This window comes from Halalkalibacter oceani (assembly GCF_023715705.1).
Classification (GTDB): domain Bacteria; phylum Bacillota; class Bacilli; order Bacillales; family Bacillaceae_D; genus Halalkalibacter; species Halalkalibacter oceani_A.
In genome coordinates, this window is sequence record NZ_JAMBOS010000017.1 from 51,754 (window position 1) to 75,272 (window position 23,519).

Annotated in this window: 24 protein-coding genes, 1 pseudogene and 1 riboswitch; of the genes and pseudogenes, 4 read left to right on the top strand and 21 right to left on the bottom strand. The window is 47.8% G+C overall.

The window, feature by feature from the left end; translation table 11 throughout:
• The first annotated feature begins 9 nt into the window (after window positions 1-9).
• Together M3212_RS14845 and M3212_RS22305 are read left to right on the top strand one after the other, a co-directional pair.
• Window positions 10-267 carry a YgaP family membrane protein gene (locus M3212_RS14845; protein ID WP_251194756.1) on the top strand — a complete coding sequence of 86 codons (258 nt, stop codon included), beginning with the start codon at window positions 10-12 and terminating at the stop codon, window positions 265-267.
• An 80-nt stretch (window positions 268-347) separates the two neighbouring features.
• Entirely contained in the window at window positions 348-458 is a 111-nt protein-coding gene (locus M3212_RS22305) for an EYxxD motif small membrane protein (protein ID WP_349774194.1), read from the top strand.
• Here M3212_RS22305 and purD read toward each other — a convergent pair.
• From purD to M3212_RS14935, 18 genes are all read right to left on the bottom strand, one after another.
• Window positions 433-1,704: a phosphoribosylamine--glycine ligase gene (gene purD, locus M3212_RS14850; RefSeq protein ID WP_251194757.1), complete on the bottom strand. Its 1,272-nt coding sequence runs from the start codon at window positions 1,702-1,704 to the stop codon at window positions 433-435. The two genes, M3212_RS22305 and purD, sit on opposite strands and share 26 nt — an antisense overlap.
• A gap of 539 nt (window positions 1,705-2,243) precedes the next feature.
• Window positions 2,244-3,782, bottom strand: coding sequence for a bifunctional phosphoribosylaminoimidazolecarboxamide formyltransferase/IMP cyclohydrolase (gene purH, locus M3212_RS14855; RefSeq protein WP_251194758.1), 1,539 nt, complete (start codon window positions 3,780-3,782; stop codon window positions 2,244-2,246).
• 53 nt (window positions 3,783-3,835) lie between these two features.
• Window positions 3,836-4,405 (bottom strand): phosphoribosylglycinamide formyltransferase, encoded by a 570-nt coding sequence (gene purN, locus M3212_RS14860; RefSeq protein ID WP_251194759.1) that lies wholly within the window; start codon window positions 4,403-4,405, stop codon window positions 3,836-3,838.
• Entirely contained in the window at window positions 4,402-5,439 is a 1,038-nt protein-coding gene (gene purM / locus M3212_RS14865; protein ID WP_251194760.1) for a phosphoribosylformylglycinamidine cyclo-ligase, read from the bottom strand. The genes purN and purM overlap by 4 nt, the downstream gene beginning before the upstream one ends.
• Before the next feature lie 20 nt (window positions 5,440-5,459).
• Window positions 5,460-6,872: an amidophosphoribosyltransferase gene (gene purF / locus M3212_RS14870; RefSeq protein WP_251194761.1), complete on the bottom strand. Its 1,413-nt coding sequence runs from the start codon at window positions 6,870-6,872 to the stop codon at window positions 5,460-5,462.
• The gene (gene purL / locus M3212_RS14875; protein WP_251194762.1) at window positions 6,848-9,073 is read right to left on the bottom strand and encodes a phosphoribosylformylglycinamidine synthase subunit PurL; all 2,226 of its coding nucleotides are present in this window, start codon (window positions 9,071-9,073) and stop codon (window positions 6,848-6,850) included. The genes purF and purL overlap by 25 nt, the downstream gene beginning before the upstream one ends.
• Window positions 9,057-9,740: a phosphoribosylformylglycinamidine synthase subunit PurQ gene (gene purQ, locus M3212_RS14880; RefSeq protein WP_251194763.1), complete on the bottom strand. Its 684-nt coding sequence runs from the start codon at window positions 9,738-9,740 to the stop codon at window positions 9,057-9,059. Before purQ ends, purL begins: the two co-directional genes overlap by 17 nt.
• Window positions 9,737-9,988, bottom strand: a complete 252-nt coding sequence (purS, locus tag M3212_RS14885; protein WP_251194764.1) for a phosphoribosylformylglycinamidine synthase subunit PurS — start codon at window positions 9,986-9,988, stop codon at window positions 9,737-9,739. The genes purQ and purS overlap by 4 nt, the downstream gene beginning before the upstream one ends.
• Window positions 9,976-10,698, bottom strand: a complete 723-nt coding sequence (gene purC, locus M3212_RS14890) for a phosphoribosylaminoimidazolesuccinocarboxamide synthase (protein WP_251194765.1) — start codon at window positions 10,696-10,698, stop codon at window positions 9,976-9,978. The genes purS and purC overlap by 13 nt, the downstream gene beginning before the upstream one ends.
• Before the next feature lie 80 nt (window positions 10,699-10,778).
• Window positions 10,779-12,077: an adenylosuccinate lyase gene (gene purB, locus M3212_RS14895; RefSeq protein ID WP_251194766.1), complete on the bottom strand. Its 1,299-nt coding sequence runs from the start codon at window positions 12,075-12,077 to the stop codon at window positions 10,779-10,781.
• Window positions 12,078-12,110: 33 nt separating this feature from the next.
• Window positions 12,111-13,244 (bottom strand): 5-(carboxyamino)imidazole ribonucleotide synthase, encoded by a 1,134-nt coding sequence (gene purK / locus M3212_RS14900; protein ID WP_251194767.1) that lies wholly within the window; start codon window positions 13,242-13,244, stop codon window positions 12,111-12,113.
• Window positions 13,241-13,726, bottom strand: a complete 486-nt coding sequence (purE, locus tag M3212_RS14905) for a 5-(carboxyamino)imidazole ribonucleotide mutase (protein WP_251194768.1) — start codon at window positions 13,724-13,726, stop codon at window positions 13,241-13,243. Before purE ends, purK begins: the two co-directional genes overlap by 4 nt.
• A 202-nt stretch (window positions 13,727-13,928) precedes the next feature.
• A riboswitch (purine riboswitch) is annotated at window positions 13,929-14,030 on the bottom strand.
• A gap of 77 nt (window positions 14,031-14,107) precedes the next feature.
• Entirely contained in the window at window positions 14,108-14,317 is a 210-nt protein-coding gene (locus M3212_RS14910) for an NETI motif-containing protein (protein ID WP_251194769.1), read from the bottom strand.
• 293 nt (window positions 14,318-14,610) lie between these two features.
• Window positions 14,611-15,885: a copper amine oxidase N-terminal domain-containing protein gene (locus M3212_RS14915; RefSeq protein WP_251194770.1), complete on the bottom strand. Its 1,275-nt coding sequence runs from the start codon at window positions 15,883-15,885 to the stop codon at window positions 14,611-14,613.
• Window positions 15,886-16,214: 329 nt separating this feature from the next.
• Window positions 16,215-16,520: a hypothetical protein gene (locus M3212_RS14920; RefSeq protein WP_251194771.1), complete on the bottom strand. Its 306-nt coding sequence runs from the start codon at window positions 16,518-16,520 to the stop codon at window positions 16,215-16,217.
• 108 nt (window positions 16,521-16,628) lie between these two features.
• Complete coding sequence (locus tag M3212_RS14925) at window positions 16,629-17,189, bottom strand: isoprenylcysteine carboxyl methyltransferase family protein (protein ID WP_251194772.1); 561 nt, start codon at window positions 17,187-17,189, stop codon at window positions 16,629-16,631.
• Window positions 17,186-18,286, bottom strand: a complete 1,101-nt coding sequence (locus M3212_RS14930; protein ID WP_251194773.1) for a type III polyketide synthase — start codon at window positions 18,284-18,286, stop codon at window positions 17,186-17,188. Before M3212_RS14930 ends, M3212_RS14925 begins: the two co-directional genes overlap by 4 nt.
• A 73-nt stretch (window positions 18,287-18,359) precedes the next feature.
• Entirely contained in the window at window positions 18,360-19,742 is a 1,383-nt protein-coding gene (locus M3212_RS14935; RefSeq protein WP_251194774.1) for an MFS transporter, read from the bottom strand.
• Between the two features lie 181 nt (window positions 19,743-19,923).
• Between M3212_RS14935 and M3212_RS14940 the strand changes: the two genes are divergently transcribed.
• On the top strand, window positions 19,924-20,157 hold the full coding sequence (locus M3212_RS14940; RefSeq protein WP_251194775.1) for a hypothetical protein: 234 nt from the start codon (window positions 19,924-19,926) through the stop codon (window positions 20,155-20,157).
• Window positions 20,158-20,297: 140 nt separating this feature from the next.
• Window positions 20,298-20,544: pseudogene (locus tag M3212_RS22415) on the top strand (hypothetical protein); the annotation flags it as partial.
• Window positions 20,545-20,740: 196 nt separating this feature from the next.
• Here M3212_RS22415 and M3212_RS22310 read toward each other — a convergent pair.
• Genes M3212_RS22310 through M3212_RS14955 form a run of 3 tightly spaced genes read right to left on the bottom strand, consistent with a single transcriptional unit; the run spans window position 20,741 to window position 23,491 of the window.
• On the bottom strand, window positions 20,741-21,667 hold the full coding sequence (locus M3212_RS22310) for a DMT family transporter (protein ID WP_251194776.1): 927 nt from the start codon (window positions 21,665-21,667) through the stop codon (window positions 20,741-20,743).
• A gap of 31 nt (window positions 21,668-21,698) precedes the next feature.
• Window positions 21,699-22,973 (bottom strand): TRAP transporter large permease, encoded by a 1,275-nt coding sequence (locus tag M3212_RS14950; protein ID WP_251194777.1) that lies wholly within the window; start codon window positions 22,971-22,973, stop codon window positions 21,699-21,701.
• Window positions 22,970-23,491 (bottom strand): TRAP transporter small permease, encoded by a 522-nt coding sequence (locus M3212_RS14955; RefSeq protein WP_251194778.1) that lies wholly within the window; start codon window positions 23,489-23,491, stop codon window positions 22,970-22,972. The genes M3212_RS14950 and M3212_RS14955 overlap by 4 nt, the downstream gene beginning before the upstream one ends.
• Window positions 23,492-23,519 lie beyond the last annotated feature (28 nt).

Sequence of the window (23,519 nt, forward strand, 5' to 3'; positions counted from 1 at the left end):
AGGTTGTACATGAAACCAAATATCGGAAGAGTTGACGCCCTTTGTCGAATAACTGCCGGATTCACTTTGTTGGCCTGGTCGACAGCAAAACTTGGCCGAAATCCATCCCATGCACTCCCGTTGCTTGGCGCCGTAATGGGCGGCATGAAGGTTGCAGAAGGCATTACCCGTTTTTGTCCACTTGTTTACCTGGCTGAACAAAGAAGCTCATCTTTTCCCCATGAGCAAAGCTCTGCTCAGCAACAGCAGGCGAACCCTTATTCATGAATCATAAAAAGGATAACCTAAAAAGGTTTATTTTAACCTTCAGGTTATCCTTTCACATCCATTTATCAGGAGGATGAAGAATGTTTACAATACAAGAATATGCAACCGATACGTTATTTGTGTATATTATGCTGATCGGCTCCATCGTTGCCGCCGTCTATTTTTTTATGAGGAAGAGGCGCGCAAAATAGCTTTATTGGCAATATCTGAACGGTAGAACAACCCGGCTGTGTCCAGCTGCTTGACTTGTTCATACACACGCTGCTGGGCAGCAGCCAAAGACGGCCTCCGTGCAGCGAGCAAAAGAACCCGTCCGCCGTTTGTTATCCACGTTCCATTTTCCTGCTTCGTCCCTGCATGGAATACAAGGACATCGCTGTCGACTTGATCGAGGCCATGAATCGGCGTTCCTTTTTGATAAGCGCGCGGATATCCTTCGCTGGCCAGTACGATCCCAACGACCGCCTCCTCCGACCAGGTCAATTCCGGCGTTTCCCCTGCAAGTAACGCATCTAAAACAGCAAGAAGATCGGAGTCGAGCCGCGGCAGGACAACCTGCGTTTCCGGATCGCCGAAGCGGACATTAAATTCAATGACCTTTGGCCCTTCCGCCGTCATCATCAGCCCGGCATATAGAATTCCCGTAAATGGAATTCCTTCTTTAATTAGAGCATCGGCTGTCGGCTGCAAAATGCGCTGAACAGCTTTCTCCACCTCTTCGCTCGTAAATTGCGGAACAGGAGAGTATGCGCCCATTCCACCTGTATTAGGTCCCTGATCTCCGTCAAAAGCCCGTTTATGATCCTGCGCCCCAACCATCGGCACTACAGTTCCCTGATGTACAAAAGCCATTAAAGAAAGCTCTTCACCATCCAAATATTCTTCGATGACGACCTGATGACTCGCCTCGCCGAAAGCATGCTCCTTCAGCATCGAAGCCAGAGCTTCAGTCGCTTCCTGCTCCGTCATCGCCACAACGACCCCTTTACCTGCCGCCAGTCCGTCGGCCTTGATGACGATTGGAGCTCCTTTTTCCTTCACATAGGCCAGAGCCTTGTCATAATCCGTAAAGGTTTCATAGCTGCCTGTCGGGATGTTGTATTTTTTCATAATATGCTTGGCGAACGATTTGCTTCCTTCAAGCAGAGCCGCTTCCTTTGTCGGGCCAAAAATTCGCAACTCCTCTGCCTGAAAACGATTGACGATCCCGTCAAGCAACGGGGCCTCAGGGCCGACAAATGTAAGATGAATCTCGTTTTCCTTCGCAAACGCCACAAGCTGATCATGCTCTTTTTCCGCGATCGGAACAAGCGTCGCGACATCCGCCATACCATCATTCCCCGGCGCGACAAACACCTCTGTCACCTGCGGACTGTCGGCCATTTTCCAGGCTAACGCATGCTCGCGCCCCCCGCTTCCAATAATCAGTACGTTCATGTCTTCCCCCTCCTTTATGAATTGACTTTTCTATGCTATACGTTAACTTCGCTGATTCGCTTTTAAGCAAAAGGGAAAAGCGCCTTTTGCTTATATGGCGATGAATAGCAGCGGCTCCGTTCGACGCGCCGACTCCTCTCTTTTTCAAGCTGTATCATCAGCTTGCAATGGCTCCGTTCGCTACTCGCCTTGAGAGAAGAAACCCGCTTCTCTCAAGGCTTTTAAAACATGTAGCGACTCCGCTCATTGTTTCGCTTTTAAGCAAAAGGAAAAAGCGCCTTTGCCTATATGGCGATGAATAGCAGCGGCTCCGTTCGGCGCGCAGTCAGAAGGAAAGAAACCCGCTTTCCTTCTGACTTTTGAAACCCTTGCGCCGACTCCTCTCTTTTTCAAGCTGTATCATCAGCTTGCAATGGCTCCGTTCGCTACTCGCCTTGAGAGAAGAAACCCGCTTCTCTCAAGGCTTTTAAAACATGTAGCGACTCCGCTCATTGTTTCGCTTTTAAGCAAAAGGAAAAAGCGCCTTTTGCTTAAAAGCTTCAGTGTTTAAAGTGGCGGATGCCGGTCATGACCATGGCGATGTTGTATTTGTCGGCCATTTCGATTGATTCTTCGTCACGGATTGAGCCGCCTGGCTGAATGATGGCCGTGATACCGGCTTTTCCGGCTAATTCAACTGTATCTCCCATCGGGAAGAAGGCATCGGAGCCCAGGACGGCTCCTTCGATTCGTTCGCCTGCCTGCTTGATTGCGATATCAGCCGAGCCGACGCGGTTCATTTGTCCAGCTCCGACGCCGACTGTCATTAAGCCGTTCGTGACCACAATTGCATTCGATTTCACATGCTTGACGACTTTCCAGGCAAGCTTTAATGCTTCCCATTCCTCTTCTGTCGGTTCACGCTTTGTCGGAATTGAAATCTCAGCATCCTCCAGTCCGAGCAAATCTTCATCCTGCAAAAGAAGACCACCGTGAACAGAAGTGAGCATCGCTTCCGGCTCGGTTTGCTTTTGAACAGGGACAGTTAATAAGCGCAAGTTCTTCTTCGCTGTTAGAATTTGTACAGCCTTCTCCGAGAACGATGGCGCGATGATAATTTCAAGGAAAATCTCCTTCATTTTCAAAGCGGTTGCTTCATCAATTTCACGGTTTGCGGCAATGATTCCGCCAAATATCGACACAGAATCCGCTTCATAGGCACGATTGTAAGCTTCCTCGATCGTCGCTCCTGTTCCGACACCGCATGGGTTCATATGTTTGACAGCGACAACTGCTGGCTCTGTAAACTCCTTCACAATCGCTAATGCGGCATCAGCGTCATGAATATTGTTATAAGAAAGCTCCTTGCCGTGCAGCTGCTTTGCTTCAGCAATTGAGCTTGGGTCAGCAAGCGGCTTTTGGTAGAACGTCGCCCGCTGATGTGGATTTTCGCCGTAGCGCAAGCCCTGCTTCCGCTCGAACGTCACGGTTAGGCTTTCCGGCTCTTCTTCTCCAACTGCCTTCGTCAAATATTCAGCAATCAACGCATCATAAGAAGCGGTATGGCGGAATACTTTCGCCGCTAAGCGGCGTTTCGTTTCTACGGAGACCGCCTGCTCCTGCTTTAGCTCGTCAAGCACAACCGCGTAATCAGCCGGGTCGACGACAACGGCCACATGCTGGTGGTTTTTCGCCGCCGCCCGCAGCATACTCGGACCACCAATATCAATGTTCTCAATCGCATCGACAAACGTACAGTCCGGCTTGGCAATCGTTTCTTTAAACGGGTACAGGTTGACGACGACTACGTCAATCGGTGTAATCTGATGCTCGGCAAGCTGCTGCTGATGCTCCTCGCGCTCGCGCATCGCCAGCAAGCCGCTATGTATATTCGGATGCAGCGTCTTTACCCGCCCATCTAAAATTTCCGGAAAGCCCGTCACTTCGGAAATCCCAATGACAGGAACTTTAGCTGCTTCAAGAGCTTTCTTTGTTCCGCCTGTCGAAACAACTTCAAATCCCAGTCCAACCAAAGCCTGGACAAATTCAACGATTCCTTCCTTATTTGAGACACTGACTAACGCTCGCTTCTTACTCATTCTGCTCCAATCCCTTCTTCTGTTCTCCAATCAATGGTCGCTGCAACACCCGTTTACCTGCGTTCTTTCACGATACGCTGCAACGTGCGCGGATACAAAGAATGCTCGACCTTCTGCACCTTTTGCCGCAATGTCTCGATCGTATCGTCCTCTTCAATCGTCACCGCTTCCTGCGCGATAATCGGTCCTGTATCCATTCCCGCATCGACATAATGAATCGTCACCCCGGTAACCTTGACCTTCGCCGCAAAAGCCTGACCAATTGCGTCAAGCCCGGGAAAGGATGGTAGGAGAGACGGATGAATATTGACAATCCGTCCTTCATAGGCCTCAAGTAAGGTCGTTCCGATTAGCCGCATATAGCCGGCAAGCGCGACAAATTCAATTCGCCGCTTCGTAAGTTCCTCGACGATTTCCCGTTCAAAAGCCGCCTTGTCCGGATAGGCTTTCGGATCAAAGTCCATAACCGCGATGCCGTGATTTTTCGCCCGTTCAATTACTTTTGCCTGCGGATTATCGCTGACGACTAGAACAACCTCTGCGGCAACCCGGCCCTCTTTCGTCGCGGCAATAATCGCTTCTGCGTTCGTTCCGCTTCCTGAGGCAAAAACAGCCATCCTCATTCGTCAATGCCTCCGATCACAACACCATTGCCAGCCTCCACGCGCCCGATAACAAAAGCAGACTCCCCTTGTGCTTTAAGCTCGGCAAGGACAGCATCCTGCTCCTTTTTTGGCACGACCATCACCATGCCAATGCCCATATTAAAGGTGGAAAACAGCTCTTTTTCGCTCAGCTTGCCATATTTCTGCAGCAAAGGAAAAACAGGCGGGATCGGCCATGAACCGTGCTCAATCGCGACAGCTGTTCCCTCTGGAAGCATGCGCGGAATATTTTCGTAAAAGCCGCCGCCGGTAATATGAGCCAGTCCGTGGACCGAATATTTAGTCAGGCAGGCTAAAACCGGCTTGACGTAAATCTTCGTCGGTGTTAACAGCTCATCACCAAGCGACTTTCCTAATTCCTCGATCTGATCGGTTAAGGAAAAACCATGATCATTGAGAAAAATTTTCCGGACGAGTGAGAAGCCGTTGCTGTGAAGACCACTGGAAGCTAGGCCAATCACGACATCCCCAGCCTGAATCTTTTCCCCTGTGATTAGCTGCTGCTTCTCGACCGCACCGACTGCAAAGCCGGCAAGATCATATTCATCCTCGGCATACATGCCCGGCATCTCAGCCGTTTCTCCGCCGACAAGGGCGCAGCCGGCCTGTTCACAGCCATCGGCAACCCCTTTTACAATGGCTTCCAGTCGCTCTGGCACAGCCTTTCCACAAGCGATATAATCAAGGAAATAGAGAGGCTCCGCCCCCTGGACGACAATATCGTTGACGCACATCGCCACTGCATCGACGCCAATCGTGTCATGGCGGTCAAGCATAAAGGCAAGCATCAGCTTTGTTCCAACGCCATCCGTTCCGGAGACAAGCACAGGCTCCTTCAGGCCGAGCGTCGAAAGGTCGAACATGCCGCCAAAACCTCCAAGTCCGCCCATCACACCGGCGCGCTTTGTCCGATTGACGTGCTGCTTCATCCGTTCCACTGCCTCATACCCTGCTTCAAGACTTACCCCTGCTTGTTTATATGCTTCTGACATTGTTCCTGCTCCCTTCTCCTTTATACCTTCGCATAAGGATGTAACGTATCCGGATAAATTTCCGTTGGGTACTTTCCTGTAAAGCACGCCAGACATTGGCCGCAATTCGGATCAGCGTCAGAGCGGCCAATCCCCTTCATCAGCCCGTCCGTACTAAGAAAGGCCAGTGTGTCCGCCCCCATCATTTCACGCATTTCTTCAATTGAATGATTAGAGGCAATCAGCTCGCCCGTGGTCGACGTGTCAATTCCATAAAAGCACGGATGGGTGATCGGCGGTGAACTAATCCGCACATGGACTTCCACGGCTCCGGCTTCACGCAGCATTTTGACGATCCGGCGGCTAGTCGTTCCACGCACGATCGAATCATCGATCATCACAACGCGCTTCCCTTCGACGACTCCACGTACAGCGGAAAGCTTCATTTTCACTCCCTGCTCGCGAAGCTCCTGGGACGGCTGGATAAACGTCCGGCCGACATAGCGGTTTTTGATCATTCCGAGTTCATAAGGAATTCCGGTTTGTTCAGCATAACCGATCGCCGCGGAGATGCTTGAATCCGGCACACCTGTGACAACATCAGCTTCAACCGGCGATTCAAGCGCCAGCTGCTTGCCTAAGTTTTTACGGGAGGTATGAACATTCAGCTCATCGACATTGCTGTCAGGACGGGCAAAATAAATGTATTCCATACTGCAAATCGCTCGTGAGGATTGACCGGTAAACCGTTGCGAGCGGAGCCCCTGCTCATCAATCGTAATCAGTTCGCCAGGCTGTACTTCACGCTCATAAGTAGCGCCAATTAAATCAAACGCACACGTCTCGGAAGCGACGACATAGGCGTCACCAAGACGGCCAATCGAAAGCGGACGCAATCCATTTGGATCAAGCGCGACAAACAGCTGCTTTTCGTTCATGACCGCGAAGGCATACGCCCCTTTAAGCATCGTCAAGGAAGAGTACAATTGCTGTTCAAGCGTATGGTAGCCGCTGCGCTTAATCAGGTGGGCAAGCACCTCCGTATCGGAGGTTGATTGAAAAATGCTACCCTGACTCTCAAGCTGATGCTTCATATTATTCGCATTGACGAGGTTGCCGTTGTGCGCGATTGCCAGACTTCCAAGCTGTGAACGGAACAGCAGTGGCTGCACATTCGCCAGCCCGCCGCCTCCTGCTGTGGCATAGCGGACATGACCAATCGCCGCATGACCGCTTAAATCGTTAAAATCCTCTTCCCTGAACACATCATTCACAAGCCCCAGACCTTTATGAATCTTTAACCGCTCTCCGTCCGTCGCCACAATACCGGCGCCCTCTTGCCCGCGATGCTGAAGACTGTGCAGGCCGTAATATGTTAAGTGAGCGGCATCCTTATGACCCCAGATTGCGAATACACCACATTCTTCATTTAAGCCTTTGATTTCAGCAAACATGGAATGGCTCCTTTCCAAGCCTTGACAATTTCATTCTGCGTTGTCGTTAAGATCGTTTCATGATCCTCGTTTTTCACCGTCAGGACGCGACCTGCGCTTACTTCACCAATTTTCTGCGCCTCGACAAGCTGTTCAAACTGAGCAGCGTTCTCCTTAGCCACAGTAACAATAAAACGTGATTGCGACTCTGCAAACAGCGCCGCCGTCGCTTCACCAGCAAGCGTAACACTTGCACCGACTTCGCCGTCTGTCATACACTCGGCCAGCGCGACAGCGACCCCGCCTTCAGCGACATCATGGGCAGAGGCGACAAGCCCTTGCTTAATCGCTGTCAACAGCTGCTCCTGACGTTTCTTCTCGACAGTTAAATCAATCATAGGCGCTTTTCCGGAAATTGTGCCGTCTGTCAGCTTTTGCAGCTCACTTCCACCGAACTCCGGCTTTGTCTCGCCGAGCAGGTAAATGTAGTCCCCTGCCTGTTTAAACGACTGGGTCGTAATATGATCGGTATCTTCAATTAACCCGACCATGCCAATGACAGGAGTCGGATAGACTGCTACGCCATTCGTTTCATTGTAAAGCGAGACATTCCCGCCGATAACCGGTGTTTCGAGAACGCGGCACGCTTCACTCATGCCATCGGTTGACTTTTCCAGCTGCCAGAAAATTTCCGGCTTATCTGGACTTCCGTAATTAAGCCCATCTGTTAAGCCGAGCGGCGCCCCGCCCGAGCAAACAATATTGCGCGCTGCTTCGGCGACCGCGATCTGACCGCCAACCTCAGGATCGAGGTAAAGATAACGCGAGTTGCAGTCAGTCGTCATCGCCAATGCTTTGCGTGTTCCGCGAATACGGACAACGGCTGCATCGGAGCCCGGTTCCACAACCGTATTTGTTTGCACCATATAATCATATTGATCGTAGACCCATTCCTTGCTGGCAATCGTCGGTTGGGCCAGAAGCTGCAAGAGCGTCTCTTTATAATCGCTCACAGCCGGCACCTTTTCTTCCTGCTGCTGGAACGCTTCATAATAAGCCGGCACACGTGATGGCTTATGGTAAACAGGTGCTTCCTCTGCCAGCGCATCAACCGGGAGATCAGCAACAACTTCTCCTTTATGCAAGAGGCGTAAACGCTTGTCATCAGTCACATGACCCACCTCTGCCGAAAGCAGTCCCCAACGGTCGAAAATATCTTTAATTTCCTGCTCGCGTCCTTTTTTGACGACGATCAGCATCCGCTCCTGAGATTCCGAAAGCATCATTTCATATGGTGTCATTCCTTTTTCGCGCTGCGGCACAAGATCAAGATTCATCTCGATGCCTGAACCGGCCTTGCTCGCCATCTCCGCTGAAGAGGAAGTTAAGCCGGCTGCCCCCATATCCTGAATGCCGACAAGGGCATCACTTTGAATCAGTTCAAGACAGGCTTCGAGCAGCAGCTTCTCCATAAATGGGTCGCCGACCTGAACAGCCGGACGCTTCTCATCAGAGTCTTCACCCAGTTCTTCAGAAGCAAAGGTTGCCCCGTGGATTCCGTCACGCCCCGTGCTTGCGCCGACATACATCACGGTATTGCCGACACCCTTCGCCTGGCCTTTTTGAATATCCTTATGATCAATCAAACCGACGCACATCGCATTGACAAGGGGATTTCCTTCGTAGCACGGATCGAACTGGACCTCTCCGCCAACGGTCGGAACCCCGATGCAGTTACCGTAGCCAGCAATCCCGGCAACGACTTCTTCAAATAAATAACGCACACGTGGAGATGTTAATTCTCCAAAGCGCAATGAATTCAGTAACGAAATTGGACGAGCCCCCATGGAGAAGACATCGCGTAAAATACCGCCGACTCCAGTAGCCGCTCCTTGATATGGCTCAATCGCCGATGGGTGATTATGGCTTTCGACCTTGAACACGACCGCCTGCTCATCCCCGATGTCAATAATACCCGCGCCTTCCCCGGGTCCTTGCAGGACGCGCTCCCCTTCGGTCGGGAATTTCTTAAGAAGCACCTTTGAATTCTTATAGCTGCAATGCTCCGACCACATCACCGAGAACAGCCCGGTTTCTGTATAATTTGGCGTCCGCCCGAGAATGTCTTCAATCATGGCGAATTCATCATCCGTTAACCCCATCTCGCGGTAAAGCTTCTCTTCCTTTACACGCTCAGCTGTTGGTTCAAGAAGTAGTGACATGAGATTCCCTCCAATTTCGTACAATCGATTGAAATAGCTTTAATCCATCTTTGCTGCCAAGCATTTCTTCCACAGCCCGCTCCGGATGCGGCATCATCCCAAGAACATTCCCAGCTTCATTTTTGATCCCGGCAATATTCGCCTTTGAGCCGTTAATGTTTTCTTTGTAAGTGAAGACGATTTGCTTGTTCGCTTTCAGCTCAGCCAGCGTCTTGTCGTCGCATTCATAGTTTCCTTCTCCATGGGCAACTGGAATCGTAATCTGTTCACCAGCTTCATAGCCTGAAGTAAACATCGTTTCATTGTTCTCAACAATCAATTCCGTCGGCCGGCAGATGAATTTCAATCCTTCATTCCGCTTCATCGCGCCAGGAAGCAGCCCAAGCTCCAGCAACATCTGGAATCCGTTGCAAACTCCGAGAACCGGCTTACCTTCCGCCGCCGCTTGTCTGACAGCCGCCATAATCGGAGCAAAACCGGCAATCGCGCCGGAACGCAAGTAATCGCCATAAGAAAATCCGCCAGGCAGCAGGACGCCATCAAAGCCGTCGAGCGATGTCTCGTCGTAACGAACATATTCTACTTCTTCCTTCAGCGCATCCCGAATCGCAAAAAACATATCCGCATCGCAGTTTGAACCAGGAAAGACGATTACCGCAAACTTCATGACGGGACAACCTCCTCAATTTCATAACGGTAATCTTCAATCACCGTGTTGGCTAACAGCTTGGCGCACATTTCATCAACGCGCTGGTCAATATTGGCCGTCTCTTTCACAATCAGTTCCATGTACTTTCCAATCCGGACATCCTCCACCTCAGCGTAATCCATCGTATGAAGGGCACGCTTTACCGCTCCTCCCTGTGGATCAAGAACACTTTCTCTTAACGTGACATACACCTTTACTTTGTACATGATGCTCCTCCTAATCGTGTTAATATTTCCTGATAGCCTTCCTGCAAGCTGCCTAAATTTCGTCTGAATAAATCCTTGTCAAAGCGCTGATTGGTATCCTTGTCCCACAGCCGGCATGTATCCGGTGAAATTTCATCAGCCAATAAAATCGCTCCGTCGTCCGTGCGGCCAAATTCCAGTTTGAAATCAACGAGACGGATATTCAACTCATCAAAAAGCATTACCAGCTGTTCGTTGACGGCAATCGCTTTTTCTCTCAGTACCGCCAAATCCTCGCTTGAAGCCGCTTCTAAAATCGCAATATGATCTTCGGTTACAAGCGGATCACCTAAGTCATCGTCCTTATAGTAAAACTCGACAATCGGGGTCTTTAATGGGGTGCCTTCTTCCATTCCGAGGCGCTTTGATAAGCTGCCGGCAACGATATTTCGCGTCACAACCTCTAACGGAATAATTTCGACCTTTTTCACAAGCTGCTCCGTTTCGGAAAGCTTCTTGATAAAATGGCTTTCGATTCCGCTTTTTTGCAAATGAGCAAACAGAAGCGAGGAAATTTCATTATTAAGCCGTGCTTTGCCGGCAAGGGTTTCTTTCTTCTCGCCGTTAAAAGCGGTTGCGTCATCCTTGTAGCTTACCCACAGCTGATTCTCTTCACTAGTTTGATAGATTTTCTTTGCCTTTCCTTCATAAAGCAGGACACCTTTTTCCATCGTGGACCCTCCATGTACAAAATATTGTTCCTGATAGTAGGAGTATCGTGCAGCGCTATAACCGCTGCACGATCTCCTCTTTAGTTCTCCAGACCGAGACGCTCGAAAATCGTATCGACATGCTTGAGATGATGCTCATAATTGAAGCACTCCTCAATCTCTTCAGGTGAAAGCATGCTCGTAATCCGTTCTTCGGCCTCAACCAGCTCACGGAATTGCACACCTTTTTCCCACGCCTCCATCGCTTTCGGCTGGACGAGGTCATACGCTTCTTCGCGCACCATCCCTTTATTAATGAGGGAAAGCAGGACGCGCTGAGAGTAAATCAGACCATATGTCCGGGTCATGTTGCGCTTCATATTTTCCGGGAAGACGGTTAAGTTCTTAATGATGTTGCCGAAGCGGTTCAGCATATAATTCAAAGCAATTGTCGCGTCCGGCAGGATGATCCGTTCTGCGGAAGAGTGCGAAATATCGCGTTCGTGCCAGAGTGGTACATTTTCATAAGCGGTCATCATATAGCCGCGAATGACACGGGCAAGACCGGTCATATTTTCTGAGCCGACCGGGTTACGCTTGTGCGGCATTGCCGAGGAACCTTTTTGACCCTTTGCAAAAAACTCCTCAACCTCACGTGTTTCACTTTTTTGCAGCCCACGTACTTCCACGGCAAACTTCTCAATTGAAGTCGCAATTAAAGCGAGAGCTGCCATATAATCAGCATGACGGTCACGCTGCAGCGTTTGCGTTGAAATCGGCGCCGCCTTCAGGCCAAGCTTCTCACAAACAAGCTGCTCCACCGCCGGATCAATGTTCGCATAAGTTCCGACTGCGCCGGACAGCTTGCCGTAGCGGATACCTTCTGCCGCCTGCTTGAAGCGCTCAAGGTTACGCTTCATCTCTTCATACCATAGAGCGAGCTTCAAGCCAAACGTTGTCGGCTCAGCATGCACGCCATGTGTCCGTCCCATCATCACCGTGCGCTTATGTTCAATCGCTTTATTTTTTAAAATCTCGATAAAGCGTTCTATATCAGCAAGAAGAATCTCATTCGCCTGCTTTAACAGATACGATAACGCTGTATCCACGACATCCGTGGAAGTCAGTCCGTAATGAACCCACTTTCTTTCTTCACCGAGCGTTTCGGACACAGCGCGGGTAAATGCGACGACATCATGCCGTGTTTCTGCTTCAATCTCGTGAATGCGCGCAACATCAAAGCCGGCGTTCTCGCGAATTTTCGCGACATCCTCCTTCGGGATTTCTCCGAGCTCTGCCCAGGCTTCACAGGCGACGATCTCGACTTCAAGCCATGCTTTAAATCTGTTTTCCTCTGTCCAAATAGCTCCCATTTCCGGGCGCGTATAACGTTCAATCATGCTACCAGCCTCCGCTTATATTCAATTTCTTCTCTATTCTAGCACATTCGCCCTGTGAAGCTGCTCCAGCTTTTGACAAGCTTCTTCGACCGTCGCGGCCGTAGCCGTCACATGCCCCATTTTCCTCTTCACTTTCGCTTCTTTCTTTCCATATAAATGCAGCTTTACATCAGCCAGCTGATCCACCGCAGCAAGAATCCGTTCCATATGCTCACCGAGGATATTCTCCATCACCACCGGCGAGCGAAGCGATGTCGACCCGAGCGGAAGACCGCAGACAGCGCGGATATGCTGCTCGAATTGCGAGCTCTCACACGCCTCGATCGTATAATGACCGGAATTATGTGGACGCGGCGCCAGCTCATTGACATATAATCTGCCATCCTTAAGCATAAAGAGCTCAACCGCAAGCGTCCCGACTACTCTGAGCTCGTTAGCGAGGGTGAAGGCCATTTGCTCCGCCTGCTCACATACTTTCGCGTCCACCCCTGCCGGCACGTGAGAGCGGTGCAGAATGTTTTCCCGATGCTCATTACGGGCGACCGGAAAGACCGTTACCTCACCATGACGTGAGCGGGTGACGATTACCGATAATTCCAGTTCAAATGGGATCCAGGCTTCCAGCACGCATTCGCCATGCGCGAGCAGCTCCTTTGCTGCCTGCTCAAGCTCGGCCTGGCTTTTGACGACCCGCTGCCCTTTTCCGTCATACCCGCCACGGCACGTTTTTAAGACAGCTGGAAAGCCAATTTCCGCTTCCGCTCCGCTGACATCTCCAAGCTGGTGAATCGCTTTAAATGGAGCGACCGGCAGCCCGACCTGCTGAATCGCTTCCTTCTCGCGCAGACGATGCTGCGTCAAAGCAAGCACCTTTGCCCCCTGTGGAAAATCAGCCTGCTCCGTCAGCCAATTGGCCGTTTCCCCGTCAATATTTTCAAATTCATACGTAATCACATCAGACACATCGGCAAGGCGCTTCGCACCATCGCGGTCATCATAAGCCGCTTCAATGACAATATCAGCCACCTGGCCACACGGGGAATCAGCCGTCGGCTCCAAAACAGCGATGCGGTAGCCCATTTGCTTCGCAGCAATCGCCATCATCCGGCCGAGCTGTCCGCCGCCGATCATTCCAATTGTTGATCCTGGTTTGACTGTTCTGCTCATAGTTCTTCACTGCTTTCTAATACAGCTTGTTTCGTTTTTTCACGGCGTTCCTCTAACCGAAGACGAACGTTCTCCTCGTGTGTGCCAAGAATTTGCGCTGCCAGCAGACCGGCATTGGTCGCACCAGCCTTACCGATCGCCACCGTGGCGACCGGTACGCCGCCTGGCATTTGAACGATGGAGAGGAGTGAATCAAGCCCGTTTAATGCTTTTGACTGAACGGGGACGCCAATCACCGGTACAGTCGTTTTAGCCGCTACCATTCCCGGTAAATGAGCCGCCCCTCCAGCTCCGGCAATAATGACTTTTATTCCTCTAGTGTGAGCTTGTTCCGCATATTCAAACATTAAATCGGGAGTCCGATGAGCAGATACGACTTTTTTTTCATAAGGAACATCAAGCTCCTCCAAAATGTCACAAGCTGCTTTCATCGTCTCCCAATCTGACGTACTTCCCATGATTACTCCAACTTCAGGTTGCATCGTGAACTCCTCTCCTCCTGCGAACTTTCCCAGGCTGCCCAATAACCGCATAACGGCTTTCTTTTTAGACAACCTCCCGAATTTTATGAAATCTTATTTGTTGAAAAAAGCGCAAGAGTCGGCTTCTAATCTGCTCAGATGAGAGAAAGGAAGCCACTCTTGCGCTTTCATTCGGCTACAGGGCACAAGTAAGAAGACATGTACCACTGTCACTTTCCCTCATAGTCCGATTTTTTACGGCAATCGGGTAGAAACTTCTGGACCATATTTCCAAGATTATATGAGGTTCTTATTCGCTTTTGATCATTCGATATAGCTTTATCTTACAAGGATCGAGCTAGGGTGTCAACAAATAGTCGAACGATAAAAAATGTCAGACTATTAACGTTCGTTTTCTAGCAGTATTCCTTCGAAGATGATTTGCTGGCGGACAGGAACATACTCTTTCTGCTGTTTTGAGCCCTTTTCCTCAAAGATGGGCTTCTCCAAACGGCGAACCGGCTGATAGCCTTCTTTTTTCATCCGTTCCAGACAGTCGGCTATCGTTTCCGTTTCCTGCACTTCAAATCGCTGTTTTCGCTTTTTTGTCACACTTTACACCTCACTTGGACGTTATTGATTTCCTTACTGTATCACGATTTCATCCTGGAGAAAACCTTGGATATGTCGCCAAGGCCCGCGCTGCTAAAAGAGCGGGCCGCTTCTGAGTATCATGCCCAATTGACAAATCCCCTCTTAATTAAAATGAATTCCCCAGCTCTCTTCTCGCCTCTTCTGTTCTGCTTGCAACATGATTACTTTATTCCGGTTTATGCTGACCCTTGTTTGCCATAAGAAAAAGAGCCCTGAACGGACTCCCGTAACTTTTTTTCAGCTCTTTCCAATCAGTCGATTAAACCAGCATCCTTTACATCATTTCGGTTAAAGTAAAGTCCTTGAGAACCGAACGGGTCATTTCTTACATATTGATAGCGAACACCACTCCCCTGCTTCACCACTCTATCGTCGAGGCGGGCAGGGACGTTTTTAATTTCAAAAAGTATCTCGGTTAACATGACTTGATCTGAATGATAAAAGCGAATGCTGTCAGGCGTTCGTATGAGATTCAGTTGATATTTCTCCTTCAGCTCCCTCTCACTAATCCACTCCTGTAGGAACTTTTTATCTTCCTCAGACAGAGTTTCTTCAAACGCTTTTTGAGTATTTCTTTTAATTTGCTCAATCACTTCTTCTGTGGTTCGCTCTTCCCTTGGTGTATCAACTACGACAACCTTTGCGTCAGGGGTTAAGGTTATGTTGCTTGGCGGTTCTGGCATCGTTTGTTTAAAATATTCATTGACCAGGCTAGGACCTTCATTCGTGGTAAAATCGAGTCCTTCAACCCACTGTACGTAGACATGGCCGAAAGTATTCTCAAGCGATTCATGGATATAATCATAATTCCCAAGATTATACCAAGTTTTGTCAGAGAAATAACGATGCAAATCTCTCCGCTGCGTTCTATACGTTTGCCCTGCATATTGCCACGTTATCATCTCATTAAGATTAATCCCTCTTACGTCTTCTATCGAGACTGTATAGGAGTTGGCATCCCCCTTCAGATAAATCCTGTACTTATCCTCATCCGGAAAGCCCTTTAGCTCCAAGTATCCAGCATATGTCCCTGTACCGTTTACGGTGTAAAGCCGGTCGGCATGATTCGGCGCAGGAGGAGCAGGGGTTGTACCGGCGTAATCCGGCGAAGTAATCATGACTGACCGTGTAGAACCATTCCAGGTTACGTTCCAACCAGTGGACTCAGCAACAAATCGAACGGGAACCATTGTTGTTCCGTTGACGATTTTTGCCGGAACATCCAAATTCACTTCAGCGCCATTCACATAAGCTTTGTTCTTTCCAACAATTAATTTGGTCGTGACATTGTTTCCTGTCCCAGTAACCGTACGCGTGGACTGGTCCCAATTAACCTTCATCCCGAGTCCTTCAAATATAGGACGCATCGGTACTAACGTACTCCCTCTTTCAATAACAGGAGCGACAGGAACAGATAAACGTTCACCATTCAAATAAATTTTTATGACGTCTTGTGCTGCTGCCAATTGTCCAAAACTAAAAATGAGAGCGATGGTAAGCAATAGATTGAATCCGACTTTTTTCATGTTTCCTCCCCTAAAAAATTCTCTTTTCTATTGCCATTTTACCATCTTTTATTAATTGGTGGAATAAATTTGTAATTATGCTGCCATAAAAAAGAACCGCTCAAAAAGCGGCATTTGCTCCAGCCCTTCCAAGCTGAATGAAAATCGGACAAGCGAGCTTGAGACAAAACTAGCTTTGGACCTACTGGCAATGGCTTCACACGCCACAAGCCCGTTGTGAGAAACCCACTCACAACGGGCTTTAAAAGATCGTGGCGGTTCCGCTCATTGCTTAAAGGCTGGGCAAAAGGTGAAAAAAACAACCTTTTGTCCCAGCCTCGCGCCAAGATTTAATGCTTATAAGTAGAATCCGCCCATTTGGCATCCTCTGCTAATTCGCTTTGTTCCCGGTGTGTTTGCGGAAAGCCATTCGCGACCCAGTCATTGCGATGGGCTGAATCAAGCTGGGTGAGTCCTTTTTCTTCCGGCACTTTATCGGCATCGACGCTTTCTCTCCTGTCGCCTTCCCACACATCAATGTCCTCACGCACCTTCACGTTTTCTCGCTGCATCTGCTGACAGCCACTTTTTATCAAACATGCGCCTCCAGCGAGCAGAGCCGACCCCAAAATGAAATTAACCGTTGATGTTTTCATTGTCATCCCTCCATCTCATAAATTCACTTCTACCTATCCATACCCGGTTTTCCACTTGTGAAAAACACCACAGGCGGATTTTCTTGAAGCTTACTTATGATCGCCATTTCAATCTTCATAGGTTGGAATGAAACGTCTCCTTTTTTGAAATACATCATTGTAATTAGTCGCTTGCTTTAACGCCGCTTCTTCCTTTTTAATCCGAACAGACAATACAGCCGCATTCAAAACGGTAAACAGGATCGCAGTCCAATAGGCTTGAAAAATTAAAGGGAGAACGGCAATCTCAAGGACGACAATCACATAATTCGGATGACGTACATATTTGTACGGACCTTTTGCTACTACATTGGCCCCCGGTATGATCATGATCCGGGTATTCCAATAGCGTCCCAGTGAAGACAGCGCCCACACCCTTCCAAGCTGAGCCAGTAAAAAAAGAGCAAAAGGAAGAGCTGACGCCCCCGTCCAGCTTTGCTTTGTGATCGTTATTTCGATCAGCAACGAGATAAAAAAGAAACCGTGGACAGCGATGATCCCCTTGTAGTGCTCACCTGCGACTTCATAGCCTCCCTGCTTTTTGATCCACTTTGCATTTCGGTTCGCTATTGCCATTTCAACAAATCGTTGAACGATAACGATAATAATAAACACATAAGCCAGGATCATCGATTGCCCTCCTCCCACTGAAGTAATAAAAGCTCTGAGCTAAAGCCGGGACCAAGAGCAGCCATTAATCCGTACTCTCCGGCTTTTTTCGGACTAGCCAGCACGTTCTCCAGAACATAGAGAACAGTGGGGGACGACATATTCCCATGAAGCTTCAGCACTTGAGCAGAAGCTTCGAGCAGCTCAGGCGCGAGCCCTAGAGCTTCGCTGTAGGCTTCCAGCACCTTTCGGCCGCCTGGATGGGCAATAAAAGCAGATAATTGATGGACTGTCACGTCTTCCTTTTGCAGGAATCCTTCAACGACCGGGCGCAGCCATTTGGTGACGATCGAAGGAATGCTCCTCGAAAAGACAACATGCAGACCGCTATCCTTGACGTCCCACCCCATGACATCCTCAGAGTCCGGCATTAAGGTGGACTCAGTCGCGATAATGTTCGGAACCGAGTCCTGTCTGATCTGCGGCCGAAGGGCAGAGTCATCTCCAATGACTAACGCGCAGGCCGTTCCATCAGCAAATAAGGATGTTCCGACTAAATTGCTTTTCGTCCGGTCATTTCGTTGAAAGGTCAGGCTGCACAGCTCGACGCAGACAACAAGAACATTTGCCTCTGGATAAGCACGGCAAAACTCAAACGCCCGGCTCATCCCCATCGCACCTCCCGCACAGCCGAGGCCCCATAACGGAATGCGCTTTGTATGCGCAGAAAAAGGCAGTTTATTCATAATCCGGGCATCGAGGCTTGGCGTTGCCATCCCGGAGCTTGACACAAGTATAATCGCATCAATCTCATTGACGGCGATCTCTGACTGCAAAAAACGGGGATGTGCGAGGCAGCCTTTTATCGCTTCCACGCTATACTCGGTTGCCAGTTGAATATAAAGATCATTGCGCTCCTGTAAGGAATGATCCTTGCGAAACCAGTCAATCGGAACAGCGAATTGGCGCTTTTCAATCTGCCCGTTGGAAAAAACCGTTAATAGCCGTTCGATGTCCTGATAGCTTTCAGCGAATAGCTCCCGGGCAAACTCTGTCGTCGTCTCCTGGTCAAGCTGATAAGAAGGAGTATATGAGCTTACAGATGCTATAGCTGGCATGCTCTCACCTACCTAACGTTGATAATACTGTTAGGATTTCCAGACGCTGGTTATTCATGCATTCCTTTAACAGCTATTCGGTTTTCCTGCGCAAAGAAAAATAAAAGAAGCAGCCGTTTACGAGCGTCAATCCGATTAGTCCAATAAACACATTGCTGTAAATAATTGCCGGACCTTGTGCCATCGATAATGGATTAAGCAGAACCTCACTATCATAGTCCAGCATTTTACCGATAATAGCCCCCCCGAACGCACCGGCCATAAAATTAAATAAGTTGTAAATTCCCATCCCGACCCCGATTTCATTTTTCGGGAGCGAGGAAGAGATCAAGCTCGCTGTTCCTGTCTGGAGAAACGGAAACGCGATATAACTCGTAAGGACGACTGCTCCAATCACCCAAGCAGGACTTCCGCTAAAAGTCGATAATAGCAAAAAGCCGCTGATCATCAAAATGAAGGCAACATAGACGACCCGCTTTCCGCCCCACCGATCAGACAAACTCCCGGCGACATTCCCGGCGAACGCAGCAGTCAAAGCAGCCGGAAAAATCGTTAAGCCTATGTATAGGGTATTTAACCCATTCACCTCACTGAGCATAAGCGGAAGCATAAACATCATGCCAAACATCGTCATGATCGCTAAAAACCCGGAAAAAATCGTCGTCCGGAAGGAGCTGTTTTGAAACACGTCGGGACGGATAAACGGATTGTCATGCGTCATGATCCTTCTCGTAAACAGTCCGAAGAAAAGGATGCTGCCGAGTAAGAACCACCAGTTAAATAACGTAATAAATAAAATAAGGGTCGCCACCGCAATCGCGATAAATGCCGCTCCGAGAATATCCACTTTCCCTTCGTTCTTCTGTTCGTCCGGCATCCATTTCCAGAAGAAAGGAATCGTTAGCAGCACAAACGCGGAAATTAAAAATAAATATTGCCAATTCAGCGCTCCCGCCACAAATCCTCCGATCACCGGACCGACGCCTGATGCGAATGCCATCGTGCTTGAAACGATCCCTAACACTTTGCCCCGCTCCTCCGGGAAGTATCTGATCGGGACAATAAAGACTAAAGCGACAATTGAGGACGCGCCTGCCGCCTGAATAATCCGTGCCAAAATAACCCCTTCAAAATTCGGCGCAAAAAACCCGAAAATCGAGCCAAACGCAAAAAAACTAAGCCCGATCGTCAACAACCTTTTTAGCGGGTAAATGTCAGCCAGCTTGCCGTACATCAGTGCCCCGATCGCATAGATCACAATATATCCGGTTACGACCCAACTGACTTGCGAAGGACTTAGTGAAAAAGAAAGCGCGATATCAGGAATCGCAATCATGAACATCGTCCCGTTCATCACCGAAAATAATAAAACGGAGCATATCAAAAAGATCAGCTTCTTTTTCTCAGCCTGATTTAAAGCCTTTTCCACCCTTACCTGTTCTGCGAGAACCGCCATTTATTTCGTCCCCCTACATTTTCAACTACCCTCATTATACTTCTGTATCAAAAGTTCTTCTACGTTGAAGATTGATGAGAAAGAAATGTGAATAAAATTAACAAAACTGCAATCAAATTTACAATTTATTATGAAGCTCCCTTCTTTATGAGGTATTATTTAAGAAAGGAGGTTGACCGAATTGACATTTAAAAAAGCACTATTTTCATTTTTGATCATCGTAAGCATTACCTGCTTATCCACTCTCGCTACTTATGCCTCATCAACCCTCCTCGAGGAAACAGAGGTTCCTTCTACTCACCTATACATTGAGGAAAAAGAGGTACCAGGAATTCCAGCTCATCCTCAAAGTGAACTTCCACAAATTGAGAAAGTACAAAACTCTAACATCACCGACGAAACGGAAGGAGAATAAGAAGGGATAAAGCACAGGCCGTATGGATTGTGTCAGTCTGTCGACAAAGTCGGCAGGCTTTTTGTTTAGTCGTCAGGGTTTAGCTCTTCGACCTTGCTACTTGGGACCATAAGAAGCTGGTCTTACGCCACATTTGTAGGATGCGTTGGACGAACCTGAAGGTGCTCGAAAAAAAATTCCGTGCAGGCGATGCTTGTTTTTGCTGCCATGAATCTGAAAAATCTGGCGACATGGCACCAAACCAACAGTGCCATCTCCGGAAAACCATACGAAAAATGCAAAAATGGCTTTGAGAGCCATATCTCAAAGCCGTTTTGTCTACGGTCTGACGTTCCACAAAAAGCCCCCGGCAAATACCGAAGTCTAAGATCAAATTTTGATTCCTAGGTTGGGTTATATTATCCAGACAAATCAATCTTTGCAAGTTGCTGTATGGCTTAAACCTCCTCGCCAAGTAGTTCATTGTTTTGATCAAAAGAAGCGTGTACGAAGTGCTCTCAACATTCCTGTACCACCATCTTTAATCACACTCCTACCATTGATGAATACTCATTTTCACTGCTTTACACTTTGATAAAATTGTTCAAATGCTAGTTTCTTCTGACTTATTTAGTGGGTGCTGAGTTCGTTTACTGACAATTAACACGCCACTAAAGACAAGCAGTCCTCCAATGAAGTGGGCAAAAGTTAATGCTTCGCTTAATAAAAAATAGGCAAGCACCCCTCCAAATACAGGGGTTAAGTTTATAAAGACTGATGCTTTTGATGGCCCAATTAAATGAACGGCCTGATTCCAGAACAAAAACGCTAAAATAGATGGAAATATACCTAAATAGACTAAAGAAAGGATCTCTCCCCCTCCGATCTTGTGAATCGGAATAAAGATTAATTCAATCAAGGTAAAAGGTGCTAGCATCGGGATGGCAAAGAGAAGACTGTATCCAAATGTTGAAAGGAACGACAAACTCCCCATAAACTTTTTCAGGGTAACCGAATATACTGCCCATGACATCACGCTGAAAATCATAATCAGATCCCCAACATTGACCTGTAGTTGTAGCAACCTACTAAGCTCGCCGTGCGTCATCACGGTTATGACTCCGACAATTGAACATAGAATTGCACAGATAAGTGGGCGCGTGATCCTTTCCTTTAGCGATACGTAAGCCAATATCGTGATGAATATTGGTGCTGCACTGTTGATCAATGTAACGTGAACAGCAGTTGTATAATGAAGGGCCCAGTAACAGAGCAAGTTATAACCAATTACGCCTGACAACGATAAAAGTAAGATAGTCTTTATGTGATTTCTAGCAATGAGCCACTCTTTTTTCATCGTTTTGTATACGAGTGGTACAAAAATAGCTATTGAAAGTAAAATCCTAATAAAAGAGATCGTCAATGGTCCCATTGCTTCAGCTAAAAATCTTCCAACAACAGCATTCCCACCCCAAAAAAACGTTGTCAGCACAAGGAGTAGAAATGCGTTATGCCATATTCGATTTTTCACCTTTCACTCCTCCCAATTTCCCAGTCTGGACTTAACGAGAGTAGATACGATCTGGTAAGTACATTGATAGTTGCGGAACAAAGGTTATGACAAGTAAGGTCACAATCAATACAAAGACAAAAGGCATAGCCCCTCTTGTTACGTCTGTTAATGGCATTTTACTGATCCCTGAAGCTACATAGAGGTTTAGTCCTAATGGTGGTGTTAACATCCCTATTGCTAAATTAACGACCATGATAATTCCAAAATGAATCGGACTGATGCCAATCTCCATTACAACTGGTATGAATAATGGTGCCATGATCAATACAGCAGCACTAGGATCCATGAACATCCCAATGATTAGTAAAACCACCGTTATCAGAAGTAAAATTGTAATTGGATCAGAAGCAAAAACAAGTACTTGCGTAGCAAGTTTACTTGGTATTTGTTCATAGGTTAGATAGTAACTGAACACTTTAGCCGTTGAGATAACAAGCATAACCATCGATGCAATCACAATCGATCGTTTCGTCACTTGAAAAAGGATTTTCACTGTAAGTTCCTTGTACACGAAGAAGCCGATGAGTAACCCGTACACAATAGCGACTGCAGCGGCTTCTGTTGGTGTAAAAACTCCCGCGTATATTCCCCCTAAAACAATAAGCGGCATGAAAATTCCCCAGATTGCCTTTTTACCAGAATCCCAAATCTCACGAAAGCTCGCTCGCCTCTCCGGCTTATGTCCTTGTTTTTTCGCTATAACGTAACTAACGACGATCAACACGAAACCAATTAATAATCCAGGAACAATCCCAGCAATAAAGAGTTCACTAATTGAAACTTCGGCAATGACCCCATAGACAAGCAGCGTAATACTTGGTGGAATAATGATCCCAAGTGAGCCAGCGGCACACATTAACCCAACGGAGAACTTCGGTGAATATTTCGCATCATTTAACGACGGGATCATCACCCCACCAATGGCAGCAACGGTTGCTGGACTAGAACCTGACAATGCTGCGAAGAACATAGATGATAGTACCCCTGCAATCGGCAATCCACCTGTTGTCCAACCGACAAGCTTTTTTGCAAAGTCAATCAATCGTTTGGATGTTCCTCCCGCGAGCATTAAATCACCGGCAAAAATGAAAAATGGAATGGCCATCAATGAAAAAGAATCAATTCCTGCAAACATCGTCCTCGCTACTGAATCAAGTCCAATATTACTTTGTGACATCCCAACGATACTAGTTAATCCAATCGCAACAGCGATCGGCGTTGTAGATAAGAGTAATAGAATAAATAAGAGGATAATTACTATCATCTTGACTCCCCCTCCCCAGGTGTTGGTGGTTGACCAAAGAGATCATCTTGAAAGCCCCGTAACTCAGCAATAATCAATTGTATAAATCGCAGAATCATCAGAGTGGAACCAACAGGGATGGCTAAATATGGCATGTACATTGGAATTCCTAGTGCCGGTGTCACATTGTTGAACTGCATAACATTTTCAATGGTTTGTATTCCTGATTGAAAAATGAGGACAAAGAAAATAATCGCAATGACGGACCCAAGTATCGACAGAATTCGTTTAAATCGAGGTGGCAAATAGACTAAAAGTAAATCAACGGTGGCATGTGCTTTCTCCCTAACGGCAATGCTACTTCCGATAAAAATAAACCAAATAATTAAATACCTCGCCACTTCTTCAGACCAATACAGCGAATAGTTAAACACGTACCGAAGGACAACTTGAACAAAAATCAATAGTGATGCGAATATAAGAGAAAAGAAACTAAAATACTCTTCAAGATGATCGATCACTTTCCCAAGCTTTTTCATACGAATCCCCTCCTGCATCATCCTTTTG